Raw genomic sequence first — 24,329 nt, 5'->3', positions numbered from 1 at the left:
CTGAACGTCCTAACCAGCTTGCTGGAAGAGGGAGTTGTCTGGGTGCTGGTCGCCCGCCGAGCCCCGCCGTGCGGGCGGCTGTTGACGGCCCGGCCCGCCCCTGAGGTTCCCCCGCGGGGGCGGGCCGGGCGCCGAGACGACACGAAGGCTCCACCCCAATGACGAGTCTGAGAACACCAGTTGAGGCCCTCTCCGTCGGCCACCCCACGTACAGCCAGACCTTCCCGTGTGAGCCGTCCACGGCCGAGCTCGGCCGCGAACTCGTCCGAGACGTCCTCGGTGTGTGGCACCTCGATGCCCTCGCCGACCGTGCCGCGCTGATCGTCACGGAGCTGATCGCGAACGCCTCCAGGCACACTCTGTGTCCCGAGATCCGCCTCACGGTCGGGCGGCCGAGCGCGACACGACTGCGTGTCGGGGTTGTGGACCGGGAACCAGCGCGTCTGCCCATACTCAGCCAGGTGGCTGACGACGACGAGTCGGGGCGCGGGCTGCTCCTCGTCGATGCTGTCGCCGACCGCTGGGGCTACGACCTGCACGGTTCGGTCAGACGCCCTTGGGGCAAAGAGGTCTGGGCGGAACTCCGCACCGAGGGCGGCAAGTGAGCAGCCCGGCCACGGCACCCCCGCCTCTTCCGGACCTCTCCCGACTCCGGCCCCGCCAGCAGATGGCCATGGACTACGCCCTCTGCGCCCGGCCGCTGGGAGCGAGCGGTCGACGGCTGGGCGAGATACGCCACCGGGGCCTGCCGTTCCAGCTCTGGGCCTGCGCTCCCCACTGCCAGGCCGCCAGATCGACTATCCCGACCAGCTGAGAAAGGGGACGTCCTTCCATGGAGTGGCCGTGGATCACCGGTGATTGCTGGCTCGGCTGCGGATGTACCGGAATCCTGGTGATCTGGCTCGGCCCGGTGCAGTGGGACGGGCAGCACGCACCCTTCTACGCGTGCGAGCCGTGCCTCGACCGCCTCAAGGCCCAGGCGCTCGCCTACTTCATGGAGCGGCGGCCGGCATCCGCTTGATCAGACTCACGGCACACGACTTCCCGGCGTGAGGCAGGCAGCCCGCGAGGACTTCCTAACGCGGAGCACGTCCCCTCGTGCCGGGCGGCCATGAGCCGTCCGGGGAGCAGCCGTCCGGCAACGCTCCCGCGGCGGCACCTGGTGGGCGCTCCAGCCCAGTAACACCACAACGATTACGAGGAGTTGAAGCATGACGCGCAGCACCGTAGTTCCCAGCCGCACCGAAGTACGCCCGCAGATCCCGGGGGCATCGGACGGCTTCGACCTGGACGTCTCCCTCGTCGAGATCGCCGACCCGGCGGGCCTGGTCAACCTGACCGACGACAACTGCGGGTCCACCTGCGGCGCCTGCACCACCAACGTCGCCTGATCCGGCCCCAAGCCATCCCGGTCTGGTGCCGCCGCGTCTCCACGCGGCGGCACCAGCCGCCCGCCCCCTCACCCACGGAGGTACTTGGTGGTTGCTCCGCCCGCAGCGTTCCGCACCGGTTCCACTGCTCTCGTGCGTGCCGTGGCCCGGCCTTCGCTGCCGTTTCCTCCATGCCCTGACCTCGATGACCGCTCGCCCAGTGGTTTGTCTGCCCGCGTGGCGTGGCTACGCGCGGTCTGGGCGGACAAGGACGTCGCCGAGGCACTCCAGCACTCCAGCCCGGTCCTGACCGCGCAGGTAGGCGCCCTGTGCACGTCCGAGCACCCCGCCCACCGGGATGTGCAGCGCGCGGCGCTGTCCGTGGCCCGCTACCTGCTGCGGGCCCAGCACCGGGCGACACCCTTCGGCCTGTTCGCCGGCGTGGCCACCGCGGAGTTCGGCCCGCAGACGCGGGCCGACTGGGGCGAGGAACACGTGGCCGTCGGCCGCGCGGGGGCAGAGTGGCTAGCTGCCGTGGTCGCACGGTTGGAGTCATGCCCGGACCTCCTCGAACGGCTGCCCGTCGTCATCAACAACACCGTGACGTACCGGGGAGACCGGCTCATCGTGCCGTTCCAGCCCGACGTCCAGGACGACCGGACTCGCGCGGTCGAGGCGTCTCTGGCCCTGACCGGCCCAGTGCGCGCGGTCCTTGCCGCGACCCGACTGCCGATCCGGTTCGGCACCCTCGTGGACAAGCTCCAGGCGGAGTTCCCCGAGGCCGGTCCCGAGAAGGCGCGTCAACTGCTGACGGAGCTGATCCGGCGACGGGTACTGATCACGAGCCTGCACGCACCAAGCACCGAGACCGACGCCCTCGGGTATTTGCTGGGCCAACTCGACGCGATCGACGTCCGAAGCCTCGCCCCGGTCGCGGAGACCGTACGCGAACTCCACGCGGTCCGGGCGTGCCTGGCAGAGTGCGCCACATACAGCGGCCGGGACAGCGTCACGGCGCGGATGCGAGACCTCGTCCCCGGCCTGCGCCACCACCCCGTCGCGCTCGACCTCCGCCTGGACGCGCAGATCGTTCTGCCCGAAGCGGTCGCACGCGAGATCGAACGGGCCGCTCTCATCCTGACCCGCTTGAGCAGCCGCCCGTACGGGACCGCTGCCTGGAACGAGTACCACCAGCGGTTCTACGAGCGGTACGGCATCGGCACGATGGTGCCGCTCGCGGAGGTCGTGGCGGACAGCGGCACCGGCTATCCCGACGACTACCCAGGCGCTCCGGCCGGCGCACGCAGGCCCCGCGTCTCCGCTCGGGACGATGCCCTCGTTCGGCTGGCTCAGGCCGCGGCGCTCGACGGCCGTGACGAAGCGATCCTCACGGACGAACAGATTGAGGCCCTGGACGTGGGTCCCGACGAGCCTCGGCTGCCGCCGCACTTGGAGATCGGGGTGCGGGTGCATGCAGCCGGCCTGGAGGAGTTGCAGCGTGGGCGGTTCCGGCTGGAGGTCATGAGCGTGTCCCGAGGCGCCGGCGTCACCACGGGCCGGTTCCTCAGCGTGCTGGCCCCCGCCGAGCAGAAGGCCCTGGCCGCCGAGCTTGCCGACCTCCCAGCCGCAGACGGCAACACCATGCCCGCGCAGCTCTCTTTCCCGCCCCTGCTCCCCGCGAGTGCCCATGTCGCCCGCTCCCCACAGGTCCTCCCCACCGTGATCAGCCTTCAGGAGCACCGCGCCCCGCAGGACACCGTCCTCACCCCGGAGGACTTAGCTGTGGGGTGCGACGGCCGCCGCATGTACCTCGCCGTCCCCGAGCGCGGACATCGCGTCGAGGCCATCGGGATGCACGCACTGAACCTCCACACCCACACCCCGCCGCTGGTGCGGTTCCTCACTGAGTTGTCCCGTGCCCAGTGCGCGCAGGTCACCGTCTTCGACTGGGGCGCCGCAGCGGCGATGCCATTCCTTCCACGTCTGCGGTACGGCCGGACCGTGCTGGCCCCGGCACGCTGGCGGCTGGAAACATCCGAACTGCCCGGCCACATCCGCCCTCGGGAGGAGTGGGATGCTGCGCTCGCCGACTGGCGTGCCCGGCGGAGGCTGCCGCGCCGCGTTCATCTCGTTGAGGACGACCGACATCTCTTCCTCGACCTCGACGAGGCCGGCCACCGGATGCTCCTGCGCCAGCACCTCGACCGCACGCGCCTGGCCGTGCTGGTCGAGGCCCCGGAACCGGAGGCGTACGGCTGGTGCGGCGGGCGAGCCCACGAAGTGGTAGTTCCGCTCAAGGCGACCCGACCGCCGACGTGGCCGCTGCTGCCCGCCCCCAGCCGGGCCCGCGTCCTGTCTGCGGCCCAAATGCAGACGCCCGCCTCTTCCTCGGTTCTTCTGGCCGCTTTGTACGGCGACCCCCGCCGCCAGGACATCCTGCTCTCCCGCTACTTGCCCGGCCTCCTCGAACAACTCGGCAACCCGCCGTGGTGGTTCATCCGCTTCCGCGACCCGGACCAACACCTCCGCGTACGCATCGCCCTCCCCGGACCGGAAGCCTTCGCTGGCACGGCCCGAACGGTGAGCGCTTGGGCCGACGAGCTACGAAGCATCGGCCTGCTGGCCGATCTGCGCTATCCCACCTCCTACCGGGAAATGGGCCGTTGGGGATCCGGCACCGCATGGGAGGCGGCCGAGGAGGTGTTCCGGGCGGACTCGCGCGCCATCCTGGCCCAGCTCACGCAGCCACAGCGCCCCGGACTGCGCACGCTTGTAGCGGCCCACACGGTCGCCATCACCTCCGCGTTCCTCGGCACCATAGAGGCCGGAATGCAGTGGCTGATCGACCACATCCCGCCGACCCCCCCTGTACCCGTTCCACGCCCGCAGTTCACCGAGGCCGTACGGCTCGCCGACCCGAGCGACGACTGGTCGGCCCTGCATAGCGTCCCGGGTGGAGACGCCATCGTGTCCGGGTGGGCCGACCGGGAAGCGGCACTCAGCGCGTACCGGGCGCACCTGCCCGGCCCGGACACCCAGGGCATCTCCGCCGACGACGTCCTGACCTCCCTGCTGCACGTCCACTTCGTGCGCCACGTCGCCGTGAACTTCCCGGAGGAAGAGGTGTGCCTCTACCTGGCGCGTGCCGCTGCCCTGGCCTGGACCGCTCGCACCAGGGGGAGGGCCTCGTGACCGCTCACCCCGCGCTCGATCTGGTCGACGCCATCGCCGTCCGGCTCGCCGACCCCGGCACCGTGCCCCTCGGCTCCAGGCTGCTGTACTCGGACCGGCAGCATCTTGCTTACGGCCCTCCCGGAATCGCGCTCCTGCACATCGAGCTGGCCGCGAACGGCCTCGGCCCCTGGCACCGCGCCCACGACTGGCTCGCCGCCGCCTCCCGGCAGCCGCTCACCAGCGGCCCGGACAGCCACCCGTTCTACGGAGTGCCCGCCTTCGCCCACGCTCTGACCTGTGCCGCCGACCACCTTCCCGACTCCTACAAACGCGCCCTCGACGCGATGGACGGACAGATCGAAGTCGACGTCGGACGCCGTCTCGACGCCGCACACCGCCGCATCGACGCCGGACGCCTACCGCAGCTCGCCGAGTTCGACGCCATCCGGGGCCTCACCGGATACGGCGCCTACCTACTGCGTCGAAACCCCGACAGCACCACGACCCGAGCCGTTCTCGACTACTGCGTGCGCCTCACCGAACCGATCACTCACCACGGTGAGACCCTGCCGGGCTGGTGGACGGAGACCGGCCCCTCGGGCAACCCGGACGACCGATTCCCTGGTGGACACGCCAACACCGGTATGGCCCACGGCATCAGCGGCGTGCTCGCGCTCCTCGCCCTCGCCGCTCGGTACAGCACCGCCACCGACGGGCACCAAGCAGCACTGCGCACCATCCTGGCCTGGCTGGACCGCTGGAAGCAGAAGGCCGACGGCGGACCGGTCTGGCCGTACTGGGTCACCCACGGCGAGCTGCGCAACGGACACCTCGGCTCGTCAGCCCCCAGGCGGCCCTCCTGGTGCTACGGCACCGCTGGCCTCGCCCGCGCCCAGCAACTCGCGGCACTCGCTCTCGACGACACCCGCCGCCAGATCGACGCGGAGAACGCCCTCGTGGCCGCCCTCACCGACCCCGACCAGCTGAAGGCCACCACGGACAACGGCCTCTGCCACGGGTTCGCCGGCCTCGCCCACACCGCCGCGCGTACGGCCGACGACGCCCACCCCTCGACCGCGGGGAAACTCCGAGCCGCGATCCCGGCCCTCCTGGCTGCGGTCATCCCACCGGGCACCGACCCCGAACTCATGGCCACGGCGCTCATGCAGAACGAGGAAGGCGGCCCCGGCCTCCTCGACGGCGCCGCCGGCATAGCCCTGGCCCTCCTGGCGCCCAGCACCGCCGCACCACCCCGGTCCTCCTGGGATGCCTGCCTCCTCATTACTTGATCCACCGACCGAAGGACCTCTATGCCTCCCGACCGCTGGCAGCAGCACAACATCACCTTCGTGGACCGCGAGATTGCCCGGCGCACCATCGCCGAACGCCTCGGCCCCGCCCTGATCGAGGCCGAGGCCGACGGGCAGCTCACCGGCTGTTGGTTCATGAACAAGCAGCCCTGGCCGCTTCGTTACTTCGCCGACAAGCCCTCACCAGCCATCGAGTCGCTCCTGAGCGATTTCATCGGCAACGGTGTGGCCGTATCGTGCCTGCCCAGCATCTACGAGCCCGAGGTCGACGCATTCGGCGGACCCGAGGCCATGGACGCAGCCCACGAACTGTTCCACAGCGACTCCCGCCACCTGCTCACCTACCAGCCGAGCCCGATGCACTTGGGACGCCGCGAGACCGCCGTCCTGCTGGCGAGCGCCATGATGCGCGGCGCTGGACTCGACTGGTTCGAACAGGGCGACGTATGGGCGAAGGTCGCGGCCCTTCGACCGGCCACCGCCTCACAACCACCCGAACGAGCCGCCGAACTGGCCCCGGCCATGCGCAATCTCATGACCGCCGACGCCCACAGCCTCTGCCTCCAGCGTGGCCCACTCCACGCTCACGAGGAATGGGTGAACGCCTTCGAACGGACCGGCGCCACGCTCGCCGACCTCGCAGCCCGCGGCACCCTCACCCGCGGCCTGCGAGCCGTCATCGCCCACCACGTGATCTTCCACGCCAACCGCGCCGGTCTCCTCCGGGACGACCAGAGCGCCCTGTCCCACATCGCACGAGAGGTAGTCATGGGAACGAGTGACCGCACCGAGTCGCCCATCGAGGCAACGGCCGACATCGATAGCGTCAGCGCGGTGAACACCGACACGATCACCACCCCCACGGCGGACGCAGAGCGCCTCCGCAATGCCCTGGTCGACCAGCTCCGCGCGGACGGACACGCCCGCACGCCCGCCGTCGAGACCGCGTTGCGGACAGTGCCCCGCCACGTGTTCGTGCCTGAGGCGACGCTCGAAGACGCCTACGCCAACGCACCGGTGCACATCAAGTACGACACCGACGGCACGTCCATCTCCTGCGCCTCCCAGCCGGGCGTCGTCGCCCTCATGCTGGACCAGCTCGACGCCCAACCCAGCGAGCGCATCCTCGAACTCGGCGCCGGCACCGGCTACAACGCCGGTCTCCTCGCCTATCTGGTCGGCGAGGGCGGGCACGTGACCACCCTCGACGTTGACGACGACCTCGTGGAAGGCGCCCGCGCCCACGTCGCCAGCGCGGGAATCACCAACGTCCGGGCTGTGACCCGCGACGGGGCTCTGGGCTACGCCGAAGGAGCACCGTACGACCGAATCATCGCCACCGTCGGCGCCCACGGCGTACCGCACGCCTGGCTGCAGCAGCTTGCCCCCGGCGGCCGGCTCCTCGTCCCCCAGCGCCTCAAGGGCACGGTGTCCCGCTCCATCGCCTACGAGCAGCGTGACGGCCGGTGGGTGTCCCTCGGCAGCGAGATGAACACCTTCATGCCGCTTCGGCGAGGCATCGCCGACGACGACCGCCGAGTGATCCCACTCAGTACGGACGGCGCCGTACGACTCCAGGCCCCCGCCGGGCTCAACATCGAAGCCGACGCCCTCGCAGGCGTACTTGACCAGCCGCGCACCGAGGAGTGGACCGGCATGACGGTCCGCGCTATGGAATCGCCGGAGTGGATGGAACTGTTCGTCACCTGCTCCCTCCCCTCCGGTCTGATCCGAATGCTGTTCCCCCGCAGTGCCAAGGGCACCCTGCTCACCGAGGACCCCTACCCCTCCTCCACCGCGGCCGTCGACAAGGGCGCCGTCACCTACCTCGCTCGACGCCTATCGAACGAGCAGACCCCCGAGGGCGACAAGCTCTGGGAGTTCGGCGTCATCGGCCACGGCCTCGGCAGCGACGAACTGGCCGCGAAGGTCGCCGACACCATCCGCACCTGGGACAGGGAGTACCGAGGCCGTGAGGCCACGTTCGAGATGGAGCCGCTCGACGCCCCCGAGATCGAGCAGCGCCCTGGTCTCTTCGCCCTCGACACCCCGCTGAACCGCATCGTCGTCGACTGGCGATGACGCCCCACGCGTAGCGGACGGTGCCCGTCGGCACACGGCTGGCGGGCACCGTCGCTTCAGCAGTCCTCACTCTCGACCCCGGGGGATCCATGGACCCGCACGGCCCCATAGCCCAGCGCTTCCCGCTCGTCGCCCGATTCCGCCCCGCCTGCCTGCCCCTGCTTGCACGCGTAGGGGCACTCGTCGATCTGGCCGACACTGCGGGGGAAGAGACCGACCAGGGGCTCGCATCGGCCGTCTACAACCAGGCCGCGCTCATCGCCTCCGACCTCGACCTCCCCGACCTCGCCCGCGAAATGTGCCACCAGCACGCCGCCGCCTACCTCCGCGCCTGCCCGCTGCGCGGCATGAGCGCGATCCGAGGACTGGAACCGGTCGTCAACCTCGCCCGCCTCCAGATCCGCGCCGGCCACGCCGATGAGGGCCGTCAGCGACTGCTCGACCTGTACAAGGCCATCGAGGCGGGCACAGCCGCCCGGTTCGACGGTGTCAACGTACCTGCGGACCTCACCGCGACCGGTGAAGACCGCCAGGAGGTTCGCGCATGGCTGTGGCGCGTCCTCCTCGCAGACGGCACGCGCACCCTCACCACCGAGGGGCGATGGGCCGAGGCGCTGGCGCACATCGAAGTCCACCATGGCATCGGAAAGCGGATGCTCGACGGTCGACAGGTCGCCGTGCTCGCCGCCCTCGCTGCGGGTGACACGGCGTGGGCAGCTGTCCTCCTTGCCGACACGATGCACGGCGATCCGTGGGAGCAAGCCGTCACGGCATGCCTGACCGTTCTATGCCGCCGCGACGCCGGGCAGCCGATCGACGGCCACATTGCGGACCTGGTGACGGCCTACCTCGGACGGAAGACCGAACCTGGGATGACCGTCTTCGACACCCGGCTCGGACTTACAGTCCTCGACGCGATCGGCTCCGCCGGGGCGCTCACCGCGCACCGCATCGTCAAGGACCTCCACCGCAGGACGACGGACGCCGAAGACGGCTACGCGGCCCGCGAGAACTTGGCTCATCCTCTGTTCACCGAGATCGCCTCGGAGCGGCAAGTGCAGGACTGTCGCGCGCTGGTGCGTGCCTGCGCCCTCGCGTCAGGTCTCCTCTCGGACGGGCTGCGAAGCGATTTGACGGCGGCCATGCGCACCAGCGACAGCGTGATCCGGGAAAGCCTCGCACGGTCCCCGGGTATGGGTGGAACGCAATCCCTGCGGCTCTGACCGGGTTGGATCTGGTGATCGCTGAGGCCGCAGCCCGGCTCGTCCCGCGCACCCGCGCCACCGCCGAAATCACCGCCCTCGAAGCGGAGGTCGAGCCTGACGGCGTGGAGAATCCCGGCCCGGATTCCGTGCTGGATGATGCTGATCCGTCGGGAGGAATCTCGGGGACCAACTTTCCATCCGCTACGCACTGCTAGCGCAAGCGGACCCGGACGAGGAGTCCAAGGCCGAATAGGAGCCCGCCCTGAGGGAGAAACTCCAGGTCAGAGCGGGAATGCGTTGGGTCCCCGGCAGGATTCGAACTTGCGACACCCGCTTTGGTAGCACACAGCACCGGTGGGTCAGGGTCCGCTGTGGGTCCGGGGCACGGTGCTGCTCGGGCTGCCGCTGTCGGGCCGCCGCCGGGCCGGCCGCCCGTCTCCCGCCGTACGGCACCCGACGTCCGGTACGACGCGGGTCCGCGCACGGCGCTGTGGCCGCTCCGGCGGTCGGCCGGGGCCGGGCCGGCCGGTCCGCCGGCCGTGGTGCTCTCCGGCCACGACGGCGGACGCGAACGCCCGGCAGACCCGCCGCCCGCCACCCGGTCGTCGCTCACGAGACCGGGTGGTCGACCCCCGCCGGGACGGCCGGGACCGGTTCCCCGGGCAGGAACGTCACCTGGGGCGTGCCGGTGCGCGGATGGACGGCCACCTCGCTCGCCACGCCGTACACCTCGGCCAGCATCCGCGGCGTGAGCACATCGGCCGGGGTGCCCGAGGCAGTGACCTCGCCGTCGCGCAGGACGTAGAGACGGTCGCAGTAGTACGCGGCCAGATTGAGGTCGTGCAGGGCCACCAGGACCGTGGCCGGCAGTCCGCGCAGCACGCCGAGGATCTCCAGCTGGTGGCGGATGTCCAGGTGGTTGGTGGGCTCGTCCAGCACCAGCAGGGACGGCTGCTGGGCCAGCGCCCGGGCGATCAGCACGCGCTGGCGTTCGCCGCCGGAGAGCCGGTCGAAGGGGCGGTCGGCGAGACCGGTGGCGTCGACCGCGGTCAGCGCCGACTCGATCAGCTCGGTGTCCTCGGGGGTGTCGCCGGACAGCAGCCGTTTGTGCGGGGTGCGGCCCATCGCGACGACCTCGCTGACGGCGAGGTCGACCTCGGTGCCGGAGTCCTGCACCACCGCCGCGACGGTGCGGGCCAGTTGCCGTACCGGCACGGACCAGGCGTCGGCGCCGTCGACCCGGACCCGGCCGGCCGCGGGCCGCAGCACCCGGTACACGGCGCGCAGCAGACTGGACTTGCCGCTGCCGTTGGGACCGACCAGGCCGATGACCTCGCCCGGACGCGCGGTCAGCGACACGTCGTGCACCAGGCGCCGCGCCCCTGCGGTGAGCGTGACGCCGTCGACGGACAGGTCGGAGGCGGTCATGCCACTCCTCGGTCGGTGTTCCGCCGGGCGTCCCGGCGCATCAGCCACAGGAAGAACGGCCCGCCGCACAGCGCCGTGAGCACGCCGACGGGTATCTCCAGCGGCGCGGCGACGCTGCGCGCGGCGACGTCGGCCCAGATCAGGAACACGGCCCCGCCCAGCGCGGCCGTCGGCAGCACCCGGCGGTGGTCGCCGCCCACGAACAGCCGGACGATGTGCGGCAGCATCAGGCCGACGAAGCCGATCGGCCCCGCCGCCGCGACCAGCACCCCCGTGACGAGGGAGACCAGTACGAACATCCGGGCCCGGAACCGGGCCACGTCCAGGCCCATGGTCGCGGCGGCCTCCTCGCCGGCCAGCAGCAGGTTCAGATTGCGGGCCTGCACCAGCAGCACACCGATGCCCAGGAGCATGGTCAGACTCGGCAGCCACAGCGTGCCCCAGTTGACGCCGCCGAGCCCGCCGAGCGTCCAGGCGAGCACCGCGCGGGCCTCGTTGCCCCGGTCGGTGGTCAGCAGCAGCAGGTTCATCACCGCGGTGAGCACCGCGGCGATGGCGACACCCGCCAGCACCAGCCGGGTGGGGGTGATCCGGCCGCCGGTGCGGGCGGTGGCGTAGACGATCAGCAGGGCGCCGAGGGCGCCGGCGAACGCGGCGGCCGGCAGCGACAGCGGCCCCAGCAGGCTCACCCCGAAGACGATGACCGCCACCGCGCCGAGGGAGGCGCCGGAGGAGACGCCCAGCAGATACGGTTCGGCGAGCGGGTTGCGGACCAGGGCCTGCAGCGCGGTGCCGACCACCGCGAGCCCGGCGCCGGTCACCGCACCGAGCAGCACGCGCGGTGCCCGTACGTCCAGCACGATGGTCTCCCGCGCCCCGGACCAGTCGGGTTCCACCCAGCCGGCGCCCAGCGCATGCGTCACGATGCCCCACACCTGGCCGGGGGGTACCGGCACCGAGCCGATGCCCAGCCCGGCCGTGGCGGAGACCAGCAGCAGCACGGTGAGGACGAGCAGGGTCCCGGCGAGCGGGCCGCGGCCGGTCCGCCGGCCGGCCGCCTCCTCGGCGGGGGCGGCCGGACCGGCGGGGGTGTGGGTGGCCGTCACCGGAAGCTCGCGGGGTGCAGCCCGCGGGCCAGGTCCTCGACGGCGTACGCCGACCGGATGCCGACCAGGGTCGCGGTCAGCGGCAGGACGACGAACCGTTCGTTCTTCACGGCGGGCACGTCGGCGAGGGCGGGCTGGGACAGCAGGAACTCCTTCTTCTGCTCGACGCTGCCGGAACCGGCGTAGTCGTAGACGGCGATGACCTCGGGCCTGCGCTCGACGACCTGCTCCCAGGAGGCGTCGCCGAAGACGTCGTCGAGGTCGGCGAACACGTTCCGCCCGCCGGCCAGCGCGATCAGTTCGGTGCCCAGGCTCTTGCCGCCCGCGGTGAACGGGGCCTTGTCGCCGCTGTCGTACACGAAGACGGGCACCTCGGGCTCGGCCTCCACCGCCTCGGCGGCCTCGGTCACCCGGCCCTCGAGATCGGATACCAGCTTCTCGGCACGGTCGGACACGCCGAAGATCTTGCCGATGGTGCGGATCTCGGCGTACGTGTCCTCCATCGTCACCTCCTTCTCGCCGCAGTACTCGCGGTTGAGGTGGGTGTCGATGCCGGCGTCGGCGAACGCCTTGCGGGAGCGGCCCTCGTTCTCGGCGAACGCGCTGGAGTAGCCGCCGTAGACCAGGTCGGGCTCGGCCTCCAGGACGTTCTCGAAGGAGGGTTCCTTCTCGGACAGTTCGGGGATCGCCTCGTAGTCCTCCTTGAGCTCGGGCAGCACGGCCGAGTCGGGGAACGCGGTGCCCACCATGCGGTCCTTCAGGCCGAGGGAGAGCATCAGTTCCGCCGGGTGCTGGTGGATGGTGACCACGCGCGCCGGAGCCTTGTCGTAGGTCGTCCTGACGCCGCAGTTGTCGACGGTGACCGGGAAGCCCTCGGCCGTGGACGCCGCCGCCTTCGGAACGTCGGCGCCGTCGCCGGACGAACCGCAGCCGGCGGTGAGCAGGGCGGCCGACAGGGCGACGGCCGCGGCGGTGGCGCGCAGGGCGGGGTGCCTGCGGGCCGGGGAGAACACGGGACGGCGGGACATGCCGAACTTCACGTAGAGCCTCCTGGGGAGTCCGCGCTCCTCAAAACGGGCCCGCGACAGGCCAGTGTCCTGACTCCCGGATCGACGCTCCCCCCGCCTTCCCGCGCGGTGCGCAGTGGCATGTCGAAGGGGTGTACTCCCCGGTCACAGTGGCGGGACCGTGCCGGAATCGCACCGGCTTCCTGTTCTCCCGTCGCGGCGATGACCTGGCGATATTACGTTCCTATGAGCAGACGGCGAAAGGGCGTGCGGCACCCGCCGCACGCCCCCTGCACCGCACGGGCATCCCGCACCCCGCCGGACCCGCCGGGTGACCGGCTCGGTCCTCCCGCACCGCCCGCGAACCAGCCGCCGGCACGGCGGACTTCCGGCTACCCGGCGCCGGCGCACGTGGGGGGCGCGGACGCGGTCTGGCCGGTGCAGTCCCGGGTGGTCCCGTCGCCCGGGGCGTATCGCGCTGGTGACGGGGCGCGGTCAGGCGTGGCACCATGTCCTGCGACAAAGGCGACGGCGGAACGAGGAAGCCGGTGTGAATCCGGCGCGGTCCCGCCACTGTGATCGGCGAGCGGATCCCGAACAGACCACCGCCCGGATGCGGGTGGGAAGGCCGGGGCGAGCGGTGACCCGAGAGCCAGGAGACTCACGCGGTCGCCTCCTCGATGTGACTGGGGCGGATCTCCCCAGGGAGGGGGCTCGTCGGGATGCCGACGGAGGTATCGCGGGCCGGTCCGGTGCCGTGCCGGATCGTGGTGTGCCGTGACTGCTGCTGCGGCAGTGCGAAGGTGACGGGCGTGGACCATGCCGAGCAGGCAGCGTCTCTCGCCGAGGACGCCCCGGTCCGGATCGCCGAATGTCTCGACGTGTGCGAGCAGGCGAACGTGATCGTCGTGCAGCCCTCGTCCGAGGGGCGTGCCGCCGGTGGCCGGCCGGTCTGGTTCGGTCTCGTCAACGATCCCGCGGCGACCGAGGACATCGCCGCCTGGGTGCGGGCGGGCGGTCCGGGCGTCGCGGCGCTGCCGGACGTCCTCGAGCTCCACGTCTTCCCGCCGCCCCGGCCCGCCCGGGCGGCGCGACAGCCGGCCCGCCGCGACTGAATCGGCGCCGTCCCCCGAATCGGCAGCCTCCCCGGCCGGAGGCCGTATCCGCTTCCGTCTCCTCGAAAGGGGTGAGCCCGCGGACCCTCTTTGTGCGGTGACGAGTTCGTCGTGGCGGGTTCGGTCGTCGCCCGCTCGGCGAAATTGTTGGGAGGCCGGTTCCGTCTGTGCGGATGGAATTCCGTGCACCTCGGTGTGCGGTGATCTCTTCGAATTCGTACCTTCCGAGACCGATTCACCACGACGAGAGATGTGGAAGTCGACATGAATGCTCTGCGGCAAGCCCCGGCCGCCGCGGTCGCCGCCGCCCTGGAGGACAGCGCGGCCTTCGGTTCCTTCTTCTCGATCGGGCTCGGCGGCCCGGACGACGGGTGGCACCCGGTCGAGGACGCCTACGAGCGCGGAGTCGCCGACCTCATCGCGGTGACGGCCGACCGGCACGGCACCCGTGAGCTCCGCATCGGCGCCTCCATCGTGCAGCTCGGGCATGCCGCGCGCCTGTGGTCACCGGTGCTGGCCTGCACGGTCGTCCACGGCATCGTCCCCGACCTGGAGCGGCTGCACCGCGCCGACGACGGCCCCGCACTGCGTCTGCCCGCCGCCCCCACCGGCTGGTACGCGCCCGGGATCCCGCACCTCACGAACCTGCTGCACGAGGTCGTCGTGGTCCGGCAGCTGGACGTGCTGGCCGCCGGGCTGCGGGTCAAGGTGGCACCCGGGCTGCTCGCCGGGAACGCGGCCTCCGCGCTCGTGGAGGCGGCGCGCACCATCCTGGCGGCCAGACCGGATCTCCGCGATCCCCTCGCCGGCCTCGTCGACGGGATGCTCGGCACCGGCCGGCTCGCCGGTACCGGAAAGGTCGTGGGGGGCGATCTCGGTTTCCGCAGACGCAGTTGTTGCCTGTATTACCGGGTGCCTTCGGGAGTGAAGTGCGAGGACTGCTCGCTGGCCGGATGAATTCCGCGGCGCCTGACCGGAAAGCGCTATTGCGAATTCAATCGTGCGTGCCCTAATCTCATCATGCAATCAGCTCGCAACTGCATAGGATGTGCAAGTGAGCGCAGATCCTGTGCCGATCCGAGGAGGACGCACATGGCGCACCACGGCTGGGCCGAGCCCGAGGAGCCCCAGAACGGCCTGAAGTCCCACACCCCGGCGATCGACGCCCCGTTCGAGTGGCGTGAGGACGTCGAGGACGAGCAGACCGACAGCTGAGCACCGACAGCTGAGACCGACGGCGGGGAGTGACGCACCGTCACTCCCCGCCCCCGCCGTACCGCCGGACGGAGAGGACCGCGACACGCCGTGCTGCCAGGTCTGGTCGAACGGGTCACCCGCGACCGCCCCCGCATCGAGACCGTGCCGAGCTGCGTCTCCTACAGCGCCCATCTGTCGGCCCGCTCCGAGTACGCCCCCTGCGCCGTCGACACCGTCACCGGCGGCGCCGCGCTCGGCGACCACGACAAGGCGCGCGCCGCCGCCCTGGGCGAGGCCGTCGAACGCTACTGCGGCAACGCCGTACCGCCCACGCTGCCGATCACCTCGCACAGGCGGCTGGGCCGCGCGGGCAGGCCCGCGGTCGACCCGCGCGAGTTCGCCCTCTACTCGCCCTCCCAGTACGCCCGTCGCGCCTTCCCCTTCGCGGCGATGACACCCGACCTGGAGATCGCCTGGGTGCCGGGCAGGGACCTCACCGACGGAGGGGAAGTCCTCGTCCCCGCGTCGTTGGCGTACGTCAACTACTTCCGCGGCCCGCACTCCGCCGAGCCGGCCACCAACTACCCCCTCCTCGCGGGCACAGCCGCCGGACCCGGCCCCGAGCAGGCACAACGCGCCGCCCTGGAGGAGGTGCTGGAGCGGGACGCCGTCACCGTGTGGTGGCTGAGCGGTGCACCGGCCACGGCCCTCGTCCCGGAACCCGGCGGCCCCGTCGCCGCGGCGGCCGAGGAGGCCCGGGCCGCCGGCCTCCGGGTGACCTTCCTGCGCATCCCCTCGACCTTCGACATCACCGTCGCCGGCGCGTTCATCGAGGACCCGGCCCGGCACCTGGTCGCCTTCGGCAGCGCCTGCCGTGCCACCGCCGAGGCCTCGGCGGCCAAGGCCCTCACCGAGGCCGTAGGCATGCACGAGACAGGCCTGGAACTCCTCGACCACGACGGCGACTTCTGGAGCGGCGTCCGCGCCGGCCGCCACAGCCGGCGCCCGTACCGGCCCCACCGGCGCGACCGGGCCTACCGGGACGACTTCCGGTCCGACCTGCGCGACATCAACGACGTCCGCCTGCACATGCAGTTCCACCTCGACCCGCGCACGCAGGGACCCCGGCTCGACCGGCTGCGCGCTCCCGGCACGTCGCGCCCCCGCACGCCCGCCTCCACCGGGGGAACCGAGGGACTTGTGCGGCAGCTCACCGCCCACGGCCTGCGGGCCGTCGCCGTCGACCTGACGACGCCGGACGTGCGGGCGGCCGGCCTCCACGTCGCCCGCGTGCTCGTGCCCGGGCTCACCTGCAACGCCCCGGCCGCCTTCCCGTTCCTCGGCGGGCGTCGGCTGTACGAGGAACCGGTCGCCCGCGGCTGGCTGCCGGGTCCGCTGACGGAGGACGGGCTGGTGCGCGCCCCCCTGCCGTTCTCCTGACCGCTCCACACCACCGACGACCCCCATCACGACGTACGGAAGGAGCCGCGGTATGCGCCTCGGGCTGGCCCTGGGCTACGGCGGAGAACCCATCGAACAGGTACTGCCGATCGTCGAGCGCGCCGAGGAGATCGGTGTCGACTCGGTGTGGAGCGTCGAGGAGTACGGCCCCGACGCCGTCAGCGTCCTCGGCTATCTGGCCGCCAGGACCGAGCGGATCGAACTCGGCACCGCCGTCATGCAGATCCCCGCGCGCACCCCGGCCGCCACCGCCATGACCGCGATGACCCTCGACATGCTGTCCGGTGGCCGCTTCCGGCTCGGACTCGGCCTGTCCGTCCCGTGGATCGTCGAGGGCTGGCACGGCCGGCCCTACGACAGACCGCTGCGGCGGACCCGCGAGTACGTCGGCATCGTGCGCAAGGCGGTCGCCCGCACCGAACGCGTCGCGTACGACGGCGAGATCTACCAACTCCCTTACCGCGGACCGGGATCCAGCGGCCAGGCCCGCCCGGTGAGGTCGGAGATGACACCCCTGCGCCCCGGCATACCGCTCTACCTCGGCGCGATCGGACCCCGCAGCGTGGCCCTGACCGGCGAGATCGCCGACGGCTGGCTCTCGGGCCTGTACGCACCCGAGCACGAGGCGGCCCTGACCCGTCCCCTGGACGAAGGGCTCGCGCGGGCCGGCCGGGCACCCGACGAGGTGCGGATCTGCCCGATCCTCTACGTGGCCCGCGCCGACACGGTCGAGGAGGGCCGCGACGCACTGCGGCCGTTGTTCGCCCACCTCATCGGCGCGGTCGGCCCCGGCGTGCGCAACACGTACTTCGACGTCGCCTGCCAGATGGGGTACGAGGGGCCCGCCCACGACATGCGGACGCTGCTCGCCGAGGGGCGCAAGAGCGATGCGGTCGCGGCCGTCCCCGACGCGCTGCTCGACGGGGCCGCACTCGTCGGGCCCCTTCCGGCGATCATCGACCGGGTCATCGCCTGGAAGGACTCCCGCGTGGACACCCTGATCCTGCTCGACCGTGACATCGAACTCCTGGAAGCCGCCCAGGCCGCACTGTGAACGACCGTTCCACGACCGACCCGTCGGTGCACGAGCCCACCGGCAAGGACCAGCCCCGGCCGTCCGCGCGGGGCGTGTGGCGGCTGGCCTACCCCCTGCTCGTCGCCGGTCTCACCCAGATCGTCCTGAACATCGTGGACACGGTCATGCTGGCCCGCCTGTCCACCGACGCCCTCAGCGCGTTCGCGCTGGCCGCCCCGGTGTACCTGGTGGCGCTCATCGTCGTACGCGGCTGGGCGACCGCCGTCCAGGTCCAGGTCGCCCAGCGCCACGGCGCGGGACGCCCCGACGAGGTCGCCCGCGTGGTCCGGGTCGGCCTGATCACCGCGCTCGCCGCGGGCGTCGCCATCGGAGCGCTGCTGTACGCGGTGGCCGCACCCGTGCTGACGGTGCTCGGGGCGCCGGAGGACCTGATCGGGCCCGGCACCACCTATCTGCGCGTGCTCGCCTGGGCCGTGCCCGTCGCCGCCGTGTCCTTCACCCTCCTGGGAGCCTGTGCCGGCATCGGCGCGACCCGGGTCTCGATGTACATCGCGCTGCTGGTCAACGCGGTGAACCTGCCCCTCGGCCTGCTGCTCGTCTTCGGGGCCGGTCTCGGCATCACCGGCGCCGCCGTCGCCACCCTGGCCGCGACCGCCGCCGGGACGGGCTGGCTGCTGCTGTACTGCCGGACGCGCGTGCTGCGCACCACCGGTGCCCCGGACGCCGGCAGCACGCGGGAGATCACGCGCGGCCTGTGGCGCATCGGCTGGCCGGAGATGAGCACCATGGGCATCGGCTACGTCAACGAGGCCCTGCTCGCGGGCTTCGCCGCTCGGATGGGCACCCACGACCTCGCCGCCTACCGCATCGTGGACAACCTGCTTCTCGTGGTCTTCACCGTCCTGGCCTCCGGAGCCTCCGCGGTGATGGTCCTCGCAGGGCAGGACCTCGGCCGGGGCGACCGCCGCCGTGCCGACGCCTGGCACCGGGCGGGCACGAGACTGCTGCTGCTCATGCTCGCCGTGCCGTCGGCCGCGGCGCTCGTCCTCGGTGGTCCGCTGATCTCGCTGGTCACCGAGGACGCGGCCGTGGCCGAACCGGCCTGGGCGGCCACCCCCCTGGCGCTGCTGAGCATGGCGCCGATGGTGCTCGCGATGTCCCGGGGCGCACTGCTGCGGGCGGCCGGTGACTCCCGGTCCGTGATGACCGCGTCGGTCACAGCGGACTACACGCTGCTCATCCCGCTCGGCTGGCTCCTCGGCATCCACCTCGGCCTCGGCCTCCCCGGTCTGTATCTGGCCTGGACGGCCTTCGCCGTGCTGTACGCCCTGCTGATCCATCTGCGCTACCGGCGCCGGTTCGGGGACGGGGAGAGCACGGCGGACGGCGTCGTCCTGCCTTAGGCGCTGCGCACCGCGGACCCCGCACGGACGATCTGCCCCACGAGGTCACCGGGCGCAGCCCCGCACGTCCGGTGGTGCGACCGGTGCGCGGGCACTCGCCGGCTCCTCAGTCCCGCGGCTCGGCCCCGCCGTCCCCGAACGCCGTCAGGATCCGCTCGGCCGCCAGCGTGGCGGTCAGCTCGCCGTCCCGCACCTGCCGCTCCAGGGCGGGCGCGAGGGCGCGGACCGCGGGGTCCGCGTGCAGCCGGTCCAGCAGATCGTCGCGGACCATGGTCCAGGTCCAGCCGACCTGCTGGTCGCGGCGGCGCGCGGTGAGCCGGCCGGTGGAGTCCAGCAGCGCACGGTGCTGTTCCAGGCGCTCCCAGACGGTGTCGAGGCCTGCCGACTCGCGTGCGCTGCAACTGAGCACCGGAGGTGTCCAGAACGCGTCCTTGCCGTGCATCAGCCGCAGGGCGCCCGCCAGTTCCCGGGCGGCGGCGCGGGCGTCGCGCTCGTGCGGGCCGTCCGCCTTGTTGACGGCGATCACGTCGGCCAGCTCCAGGACGCCCTTCTTGATGCCCTGCAGCTGGTCGCCGGTGCGGGCCAGGGTGAGCAGCAGGAAGGAGTCGACCATGTCGGCGACCGCCGTCTCGGACTGGCCCACACCGACGGTCTCGACGAGGATCACGTCGTACCCGGCGGCCTCCATCACGACGACCGACTCGCGGGTCGCCTTGGCGACACCGCCGAGCGTGCCCGCGGTGGGGGAGGGGCGCACGAACGCCGCCGGGTCGACGGCGAGGCGCTCCATCCGCGTCTTGTCACCGAGGATCGAGCCGCCGGTCCGACTGGAGGACGGGTCGACGGCAAGCACGGCGACCCGGTGGCCGAGGCCGGTCAGCATGGTGCCGAAGGCGTCGATGAACGTCGACTTGCCCACCCCCGGCACGCCGCTGACCCCGATCCGCCGGGCCCGTCCGCTGTGCGGCAGCAGCTCGGTCAGCAACTGCTGGGCCAGCGCCCGGTGCTGGGGCCGGGTGGACTCCACGAGGGTGATCGCACGGGCGATCACGGCCCGCTTGCCGTCGAGCACACCCTTGACATACGTGTCCAGATCGATCGCCATGCCGGTCACGGCCTCACAGACCGTCGTGCCCGAGACCGGCCGCCAGCCGGGTCACCAGGTCGTACGCCGCGTCCGGGATCACCGTGCCCGGCGGGAACACCGCCGCCGCGCCCATCTCCAGCAGCGTCGGCACGTCCTGCGGCGGGATCACCCCGCCGACCACGATCATGATGTCCTCCCGGCCCTCCTCCGCCAGCTGCTCGCGCAGCGCCGGTACGAGGGTGAGGTGACCGGCGGCCAGCGACGACACCCCGACGATGTGCACGTCCGCCTCGACCGCCTGGCGGGCCACCTCGGCCGGGGTCTGGAACAGCGGGCCGACGTCGACGTCGAAGCCGAGGTCGGCGAAGGCCGTGGCGATCACCTTCTGGCCCCGGTCGTGGCCGTCCTGGCCCATCTTGGCGACCAGGATGCGCGGGCGGCGGCCCTCGGCCTCCGCGAAGTCGTCCACCAGGGCGCGGGTGCGGTCCACGGACGGCGACTGGCCTGCTTCGTTGCGGTACACACCGGAGATCGTACGGATCTGGCTCGCGTGCCGGCCGTACACCTTCTCCAGGGCGTCCGAGATCTCCCCGACCGTCGCCTTCGCCCGGGCCGCGTGCACCGCGAGCTCCAGCAGGTTGCCCTCGCCCGCGGCGGCCCGGGTGAGCGCCTCCAGGGCGTCCCGGCAGGCGCTCTCGTCCCGCTCCTCGCGCAGCCGCCGCAGCTTGTCGACCTGCTGGGCGCGCACCGAGGAGTTGTCGACCTTGAGCACCTCGATCTGCTCGTCGGAGTCGACCCGGTACTTGTTGACGCCGATCACCGGCTGCCGCCCGGAGTCGATGCGGGCCTGGGTGCGGGCCGCCGCCTCCTCCACGCGCAGCTTGGGGATGCCGGCGTCGATGGCCTGCGCCATGCCGCCCGCCTGCTCCACCTCCTGGATGTGCTGCCAGGCACGCCGCGCCAGGTCGTACGTCAGCCGTTCGACGTAGGCGCTGCCGCCCCACGGGTCGATCGCCCGGGTCGTGCCGGACTCCTGCTGGATCAGCAGCTGGGTGTTGCGGGCGATCCGCGCCGAGAAGTCCGTCGGCAGGGCGAGCGCCTCGTCCAGGGCGTTGGTGTGCAGCGACTGGGTGTGGCCCTGGGTGGCCGCCATCGCCTCCACACAGGTGCGCGTGACGTTGTTGAACACGTCCTGCGCGGTCAGCGACCAGCCGGAGGTCTGCGAATGGGTGCGCAGCGACAGCGACTTGGAGTTCTTGGGGTCGAACTGCTTCACCAGCTTCGCCCACAGCAGCCGGGCCGCGCGCAGCTTGGCGACCTCCATGAAGAAGTTCATGCCGATCGCCCAGAAGAACGACAGCCGCGGCGCGAACGCGTCCACGTCCAGGCCGGCCTCCCGGCCCGCCCGGATGTACTCCACCCCGTCCGCGAGGGTGTACGCCAGCTCCAGGTCCGCCGTCGCGCCGGCCTCCTGGATGTGGTAGCCGGAGATGGAGATGGAGTTGTAGCGGGGCATCCGCCGGGAGGTGAAGGCGAAGATGTCGGAGATGATCCGCATCGACGGCTTCGGCGGATAGATGTAGGTGTTGCGGACCATGAACTCCTTGAGGATGTCGTTCTGGATGGTCCCCGCAAGCTTCTCCGGCGGCACGCCCTGCTCCTCCGCCGCCACGATGTACAGCGCCAGCACCGGCAGCACCGCGCCGTTCATCGTCATCGACACGGTCATCCGGTCCAGCGGGATGCCGTCGAACAGCTGCCGCATGTCGTAGATCGAGTCGATCGCCACGCCCGCCATGCCGACGTCACCGGTCACCCGCGGGTGGTCGCTGTCGTAGCCGCGGTGGGTGGGCAGGTCGAAGGCGACCGACAGGCCCTTCTGGCCGGCCGCCAGGTTCCGCCGGTAGAAGGCGTTGGACTCCTCGGCGGTGGAGAAGCCCGCGTACTGGCGGATGGTCCACGGCTGGTTGACGTACATCGTCGGGTACGGGCCGCGCAGATACGGGGCGACGCCCGGGTAGGTGCCCAGGAAGTCCAGGCCCTCCAGGTCCTGCCCGGTGTACAGCGGCTTGACGGTGATGCCCTCCGGGGTCTCCCAGAGCAGGTCGTCGCCGTCGGCGGCCCGCTTGACGGCGCTGCGCCACTCGTCGGGCCCGCCCTCGGCCGTCGGCGCGCCGAGCTCGATCCCGGAGAAGTCGGGGATGGACATCAGGACACTCCCATGCGGTCGAGGGCGGCGGAGAGCACCGCGACGGCGTCGCAGCCCGCGAAGACGTACGCGTCGACCCCGGAGTACCGCCCCGGGCGGCCGGCGAGGAACACCTGTCCGGCGCCGGCGGCCCGCAGCCGCCCGGCCACCGTCTCGGCCTGCTCCTCGTAGAGCGCGTCGCTGGAGCACAGGCAGGCCTCGCGCGCCCCGCTCTCCTCGAAGGCACCCTCGGTGACGGGTTCGATGCCGCCCGCCTGGAACAGGTTCGACGCGAAGGTGAGGCGGGCGGTGTGCGCGGCGGCCGGGCCGAGCGCCGCCAGGAAGATCCGCGGCCGGGCGCCGGTCGCCGCGAGATGGGCGTCGGAGCGGGCCCGCAGCTCCTCGAACGCCTCGTCCCGCCGGACCCGGGGCAGGCCTCCCGACGGCATCTCGGGCGCGGGCTCCCGCACCACCGGCTTCTCGTCCAGATGCGGGAACTCGCTGACTCCGGTGACCGGTTCGCGCCGCTTGGCGAGCTTCGCGCTCCGGGCCGCCCAGGTCGCGGCGAGCCGCTCACCGACCGTGCCGGAGCGCAGGGCCGCGGCCTGGCCGCCCGCCCGCTCGAGCTCCTGGAAGAACTCCCACGCCGCGTGCGCCAGCTCGTCGGTGAGCCGCTCCACGTACCAGGAACCGCCCGCCGGGTCGATCACCCGGGCCAGATGGGACTCCTCGATGAGGATGGTGGAGGTGTTGCGGGCGACACGGCGGGCGAAGGCGTCCGGCAGGCCCAGCGCGTGGTCGAACGGCAGCACGGTGACGGCGTCGGCGCCGCCCACCCCGGCGGCCAGCGTGGCGACCGTGGTGCGCAGCATGTTCACCCACGGGTCGCGGCGCGTCATCATCACCGGCGAGGTCACCGCGTGCTGCCGCTGCGCGCCCGTCCGGCGGGCCCCGGACACCTCGGCCACCCGCGCCCACAGCCGGCGCGCCGCGCGCAGCTTGGCGATGGTCAGGAACTGGTCGGCGGTGGCGGCGTACCGGAACTCCAGCTGGGCGCAGGCCTGCTCGACGCTCAGCCCCGCACCGGTCAACGCGCGCAGATAGGCGACGCCGGTCGCCAGGGAGCAGCCCAGCTCCTGCGCGGCCGAGCCGCCGGCCTCGTGGTACGGCAGCGCGTCCACGGTGAACGCCCGCAGCCCCGGGTGGTCCGCGGTGCACAGCCGGGCCAGCTCGGCCACCGGCGCCATGGCGTACGTCCGCCCGGTGCGGGCCTCGTGGCCCAGCGGGTCGGCGCCCAGGGTGCCGCGGGCCGCCTCGCCGGCGACGCCGCGCTCCGCGTACAGGCGCAGCAGCTCCCGGGCGGCGGGCTCGGTCTCGTCGCCCGCGTCCAGCGCGACGGGCGCCAGGTCGAGGTAGACGCCGTCGAGGGTGCGGTCCAGCGCGTCGACCGGGATGCCGGTGGAGGTGCCCACGGTCAGCCACAGCGACGTGACGCCGTTCTCCAGGTCGGTCACGACCGCGCCCGGGTCGGCCACCGTGTGCCGCTGGCGCACGTCCCAGCCGCCGACCGTGTTGCCCTGCGCCCGGCCACCGCGCAGATAGGGCGCGAAGCCCGGCAGTCCGGGGTCGGGTGCGGTGTCGCGCGCGGTGTAGAGGGGGCGGGCGCTCAGCCCGTCCTCCAGCGGGGTGGACAGGGCGTCCTCCGCCTCGGCGCCCGAGACTTCCTTGCCCGACTTGCGCAGCACACCCGCCACCAGGTGCTGCCACTGCTCATGTGTCGCGTCAGGGAACTCGGCCGCCAGGGAGAGCCCGTCGTCAGGCAGGACCGTCATGCTCGGATGCTAGGACAGATCGACAGACGAGCAGCAGAGGCTGCCGTTGTGACCTTGTTCTCTTCTGGGCTGTGACGTGCACCGCTCACCTGCGGGCGAGCGGTGCACGGGGCCTGCCGAGGAGCTCTCGGATGCCGCAGGGGGAGGCGCGCCAGAAGCGGCGGCTGCGGCACCCGAACCGGCTATGATCATGAAAAATGCGACCAGATGCCCCACGGCGCGTGGGTACCCGTGATCTCCATGCCGAGGGCGAGGGAGTGGCCGAGCGTGAAGGGCATGTGACGCGCCTCGACCATGGGGCGCTCTTGCCGATGCGACAAGAGCGGAT

Annotated in this window: 19 protein-coding genes and 2 riboswitches; of the genes, 13 read left to right on the top strand and 6 right to left on the bottom strand. The window is 72.1% G+C overall.

Annotation, left to right across the window (positions count from 1 at the left end; genetic code table 11):
- Window positions 1-158 precede the first annotated feature (158 nt).
- From V5O46_RS09195 to V5O46_RS09165, 7 genes are all read left to right on the top strand, one after another.
- Window positions 159-605, top strand: a complete 447-nt coding sequence (locus V5O46_RS09195) for an ATP-binding protein (protein ID WP_332883984.1) — start codon at window positions 159-161, stop codon at window positions 603-605.
- Window positions 606-832: 227 nt separating this feature from the next.
- Window positions 833-1,021: a hypothetical protein gene (locus V5O46_RS09190; protein WP_332883983.1), complete on the top strand. Its 189-nt coding sequence runs from the start codon at window positions 833-835 to the stop codon at window positions 1,019-1,021.
- Window positions 1,022-1,211: 190 nt separating this feature from the next.
- Complete coding sequence (locus V5O46_RS09185) at window positions 1,212-1,391, top strand: FxLD family lanthipeptide (protein ID WP_016825826.1); 180 nt, start codon at window positions 1,212-1,214, stop codon at window positions 1,389-1,391.
- Between the two features lie 216 nt (window positions 1,392-1,607).
- The gene (locus V5O46_RS09180) at window positions 1,608-4,562 is read left to right on the top strand and encodes a lantibiotic dehydratase (RefSeq protein ID WP_332883982.1); all 2,955 of its coding nucleotides are present in this window, start codon (window positions 1,608-1,610) and stop codon (window positions 4,560-4,562) included.
- Window positions 4,559-5,833, top strand: coding sequence for a lanthionine synthetase C family protein (locus tag V5O46_RS09175; protein WP_332883981.1), 1,275 nt, complete (start codon window positions 4,559-4,561; stop codon window positions 5,831-5,833). The genes V5O46_RS09180 and V5O46_RS09175 overlap by 4 nt, the downstream gene beginning before the upstream one ends.
- Before the next feature lie 21 nt (window positions 5,834-5,854).
- Window positions 5,855-7,936: a methyltransferase, FxLD system gene (fxlM, locus tag V5O46_RS09170; RefSeq protein ID WP_332883980.1), complete on the top strand. Its 2,082-nt coding sequence runs from the start codon at window positions 5,855-5,857 to the stop codon at window positions 7,934-7,936.
- 89 nt (window positions 7,937-8,025) lie between these two features.
- Window positions 8,026-9,159, top strand: a complete 1,134-nt coding sequence (locus V5O46_RS09165) for a hypothetical protein (protein WP_332883979.1) — start codon at window positions 8,026-8,028, stop codon at window positions 9,157-9,159.
- A 591-nt stretch (window positions 9,160-9,750) separates the two neighbouring features.
- On the opposite strand, the gene V5O46_RS09160 is transcribed toward V5O46_RS09165, so the two are convergent.
- From V5O46_RS09160 to V5O46_RS09150, 3 genes are read right to left on the bottom strand one after another with little or no spacing between them, the layout of a single operon-like run.
- The gene (locus V5O46_RS09160; RefSeq protein ID WP_332883978.1) at window positions 9,751-10,569 is read right to left on the bottom strand and encodes an ABC transporter ATP-binding protein; all 819 of its coding nucleotides are present in this window, start codon (window positions 10,567-10,569) and stop codon (window positions 9,751-9,753) included.
- Entirely contained in the window at window positions 10,566-11,675 is a 1,110-nt protein-coding gene (locus tag V5O46_RS09155; protein ID WP_332883977.1) for a FecCD family ABC transporter permease, read from the bottom strand. The genes V5O46_RS09160 and V5O46_RS09155 overlap by 4 nt, the downstream gene beginning before the upstream one ends.
- Window positions 11,672-12,703, bottom strand: coding sequence for an ABC transporter substrate-binding protein (locus V5O46_RS09150; RefSeq protein WP_332884129.1), 1,032 nt, complete (start codon window positions 12,701-12,703; stop codon window positions 11,672-11,674). The genes V5O46_RS09155 and V5O46_RS09150 overlap by 4 nt, the downstream gene beginning before the upstream one ends.
- Window positions 12,704-12,745: 42 nt before the next feature.
- A riboswitch (cobalamin riboswitch) is annotated at window positions 12,746-12,928 on the bottom strand.
- A 246-nt stretch (window positions 12,929-13,174) separates the two neighbouring features.
- Window positions 13,175-13,365: riboswitch (cobalamin riboswitch) on the top strand.
- Between the two features lie 39 nt (window positions 13,366-13,404).
- Here V5O46_RS09150 and V5O46_RS09145 point away from each other — a divergent pair.
- The 6 genes from V5O46_RS09145 to V5O46_RS09120 all read left to right on the top strand — a co-directional run bounded on the left by V5O46_RS09145 (window position 13,405) and on the right by V5O46_RS09120 (window position 18,894).
- Complete coding sequence (locus V5O46_RS09145; RefSeq protein ID WP_332883976.1) at window positions 13,405-13,797, top strand: (2Fe-2S) ferredoxin domain-containing protein; 393 nt, start codon at window positions 13,405-13,407, stop codon at window positions 13,795-13,797.
- A gap of 264 nt (window positions 13,798-14,061) precedes the next feature.
- The gene (locus tag V5O46_RS09140) at window positions 14,062-14,754 is read left to right on the top strand and encodes a (2Fe-2S)-binding protein (protein WP_332883975.1); all 693 of its coding nucleotides are present in this window, start codon (window positions 14,062-14,064) and stop codon (window positions 14,752-14,754) included.
- Window positions 14,755-14,889: 135 nt separating this feature from the next.
- Window positions 14,890-15,012 carry a hypothetical protein gene (locus V5O46_RS09135; protein WP_332883974.1) on the top strand — a complete coding sequence of 41 codons (123 nt, stop codon included), beginning with the start codon at window positions 14,890-14,892 and terminating at the stop codon, window positions 15,010-15,012.
- A gap of 90 nt (window positions 15,013-15,102) precedes the next feature.
- Window positions 15,103-16,434, top strand: coding sequence for a YcaO-like family protein (locus V5O46_RS09130; protein WP_332883973.1), 1,332 nt, complete (start codon window positions 15,103-15,105; stop codon window positions 16,432-16,434).
- A gap of 52 nt (window positions 16,435-16,486) precedes the next feature.
- Complete coding sequence (locus V5O46_RS09125; protein WP_332883972.1) at window positions 16,487-17,509, top strand: LLM class F420-dependent oxidoreductase; 1,023 nt, start codon at window positions 16,487-16,489, stop codon at window positions 17,507-17,509.
- Window positions 17,506-18,894, top strand: coding sequence for an MATE family efflux transporter (locus V5O46_RS09120; protein ID WP_332883971.1), 1,389 nt, complete (start codon window positions 17,506-17,508; stop codon window positions 18,892-18,894). The genes V5O46_RS09125 and V5O46_RS09120 overlap by 4 nt, the downstream gene beginning before the upstream one ends.
- 106 nt (window positions 18,895-19,000) lie before the next feature.
- Here V5O46_RS09120 and meaB read toward each other — a convergent pair whose 3' ends face one another.
- From meaB to V5O46_RS09105, 3 genes are read right to left on the bottom strand one after another with little or no spacing between them, the layout of a single operon-like run.
- Window positions 19,001-19,999, bottom strand: coding sequence for a methylmalonyl Co-A mutase-associated GTPase MeaB (gene meaB / locus V5O46_RS09115; protein ID WP_332883970.1), 999 nt, complete (start codon window positions 19,997-19,999; stop codon window positions 19,001-19,003).
- Between the two features lie 13 nt (window positions 20,000-20,012).
- On the bottom strand, window positions 20,013-22,190 hold the full coding sequence (gene scpA / locus V5O46_RS09110; protein WP_332883969.1) for a methylmalonyl-CoA mutase: 2,178 nt from the start codon (window positions 22,188-22,190) through the stop codon (window positions 20,013-20,015).
- Window positions 22,190-24,001 carry a methylmalonyl-CoA mutase family protein gene (locus V5O46_RS09105; RefSeq protein WP_332883968.1) on the bottom strand — a complete coding sequence of 604 codons (1,812 nt, stop codon included), beginning with the start codon at window positions 23,999-24,001 and terminating at the stop codon, window positions 22,190-22,192. Before V5O46_RS09105 ends, scpA begins: the two co-directional genes overlap by 1 nt.
- Between the last annotated feature and the right edge of the window lie 328 nt (window positions 24,002-24,329).

Source organism: Streptomyces poriticola (genome assembly GCF_036689765.1).
Classification (GTDB): Bacteria; Actinomycetota; Actinomycetes; order Streptomycetales; family Streptomycetaceae; genus Streptomyces; species Streptomyces poriticola.
This window is presented reverse-complemented; position numbering and strand designations above follow the sequence as displayed.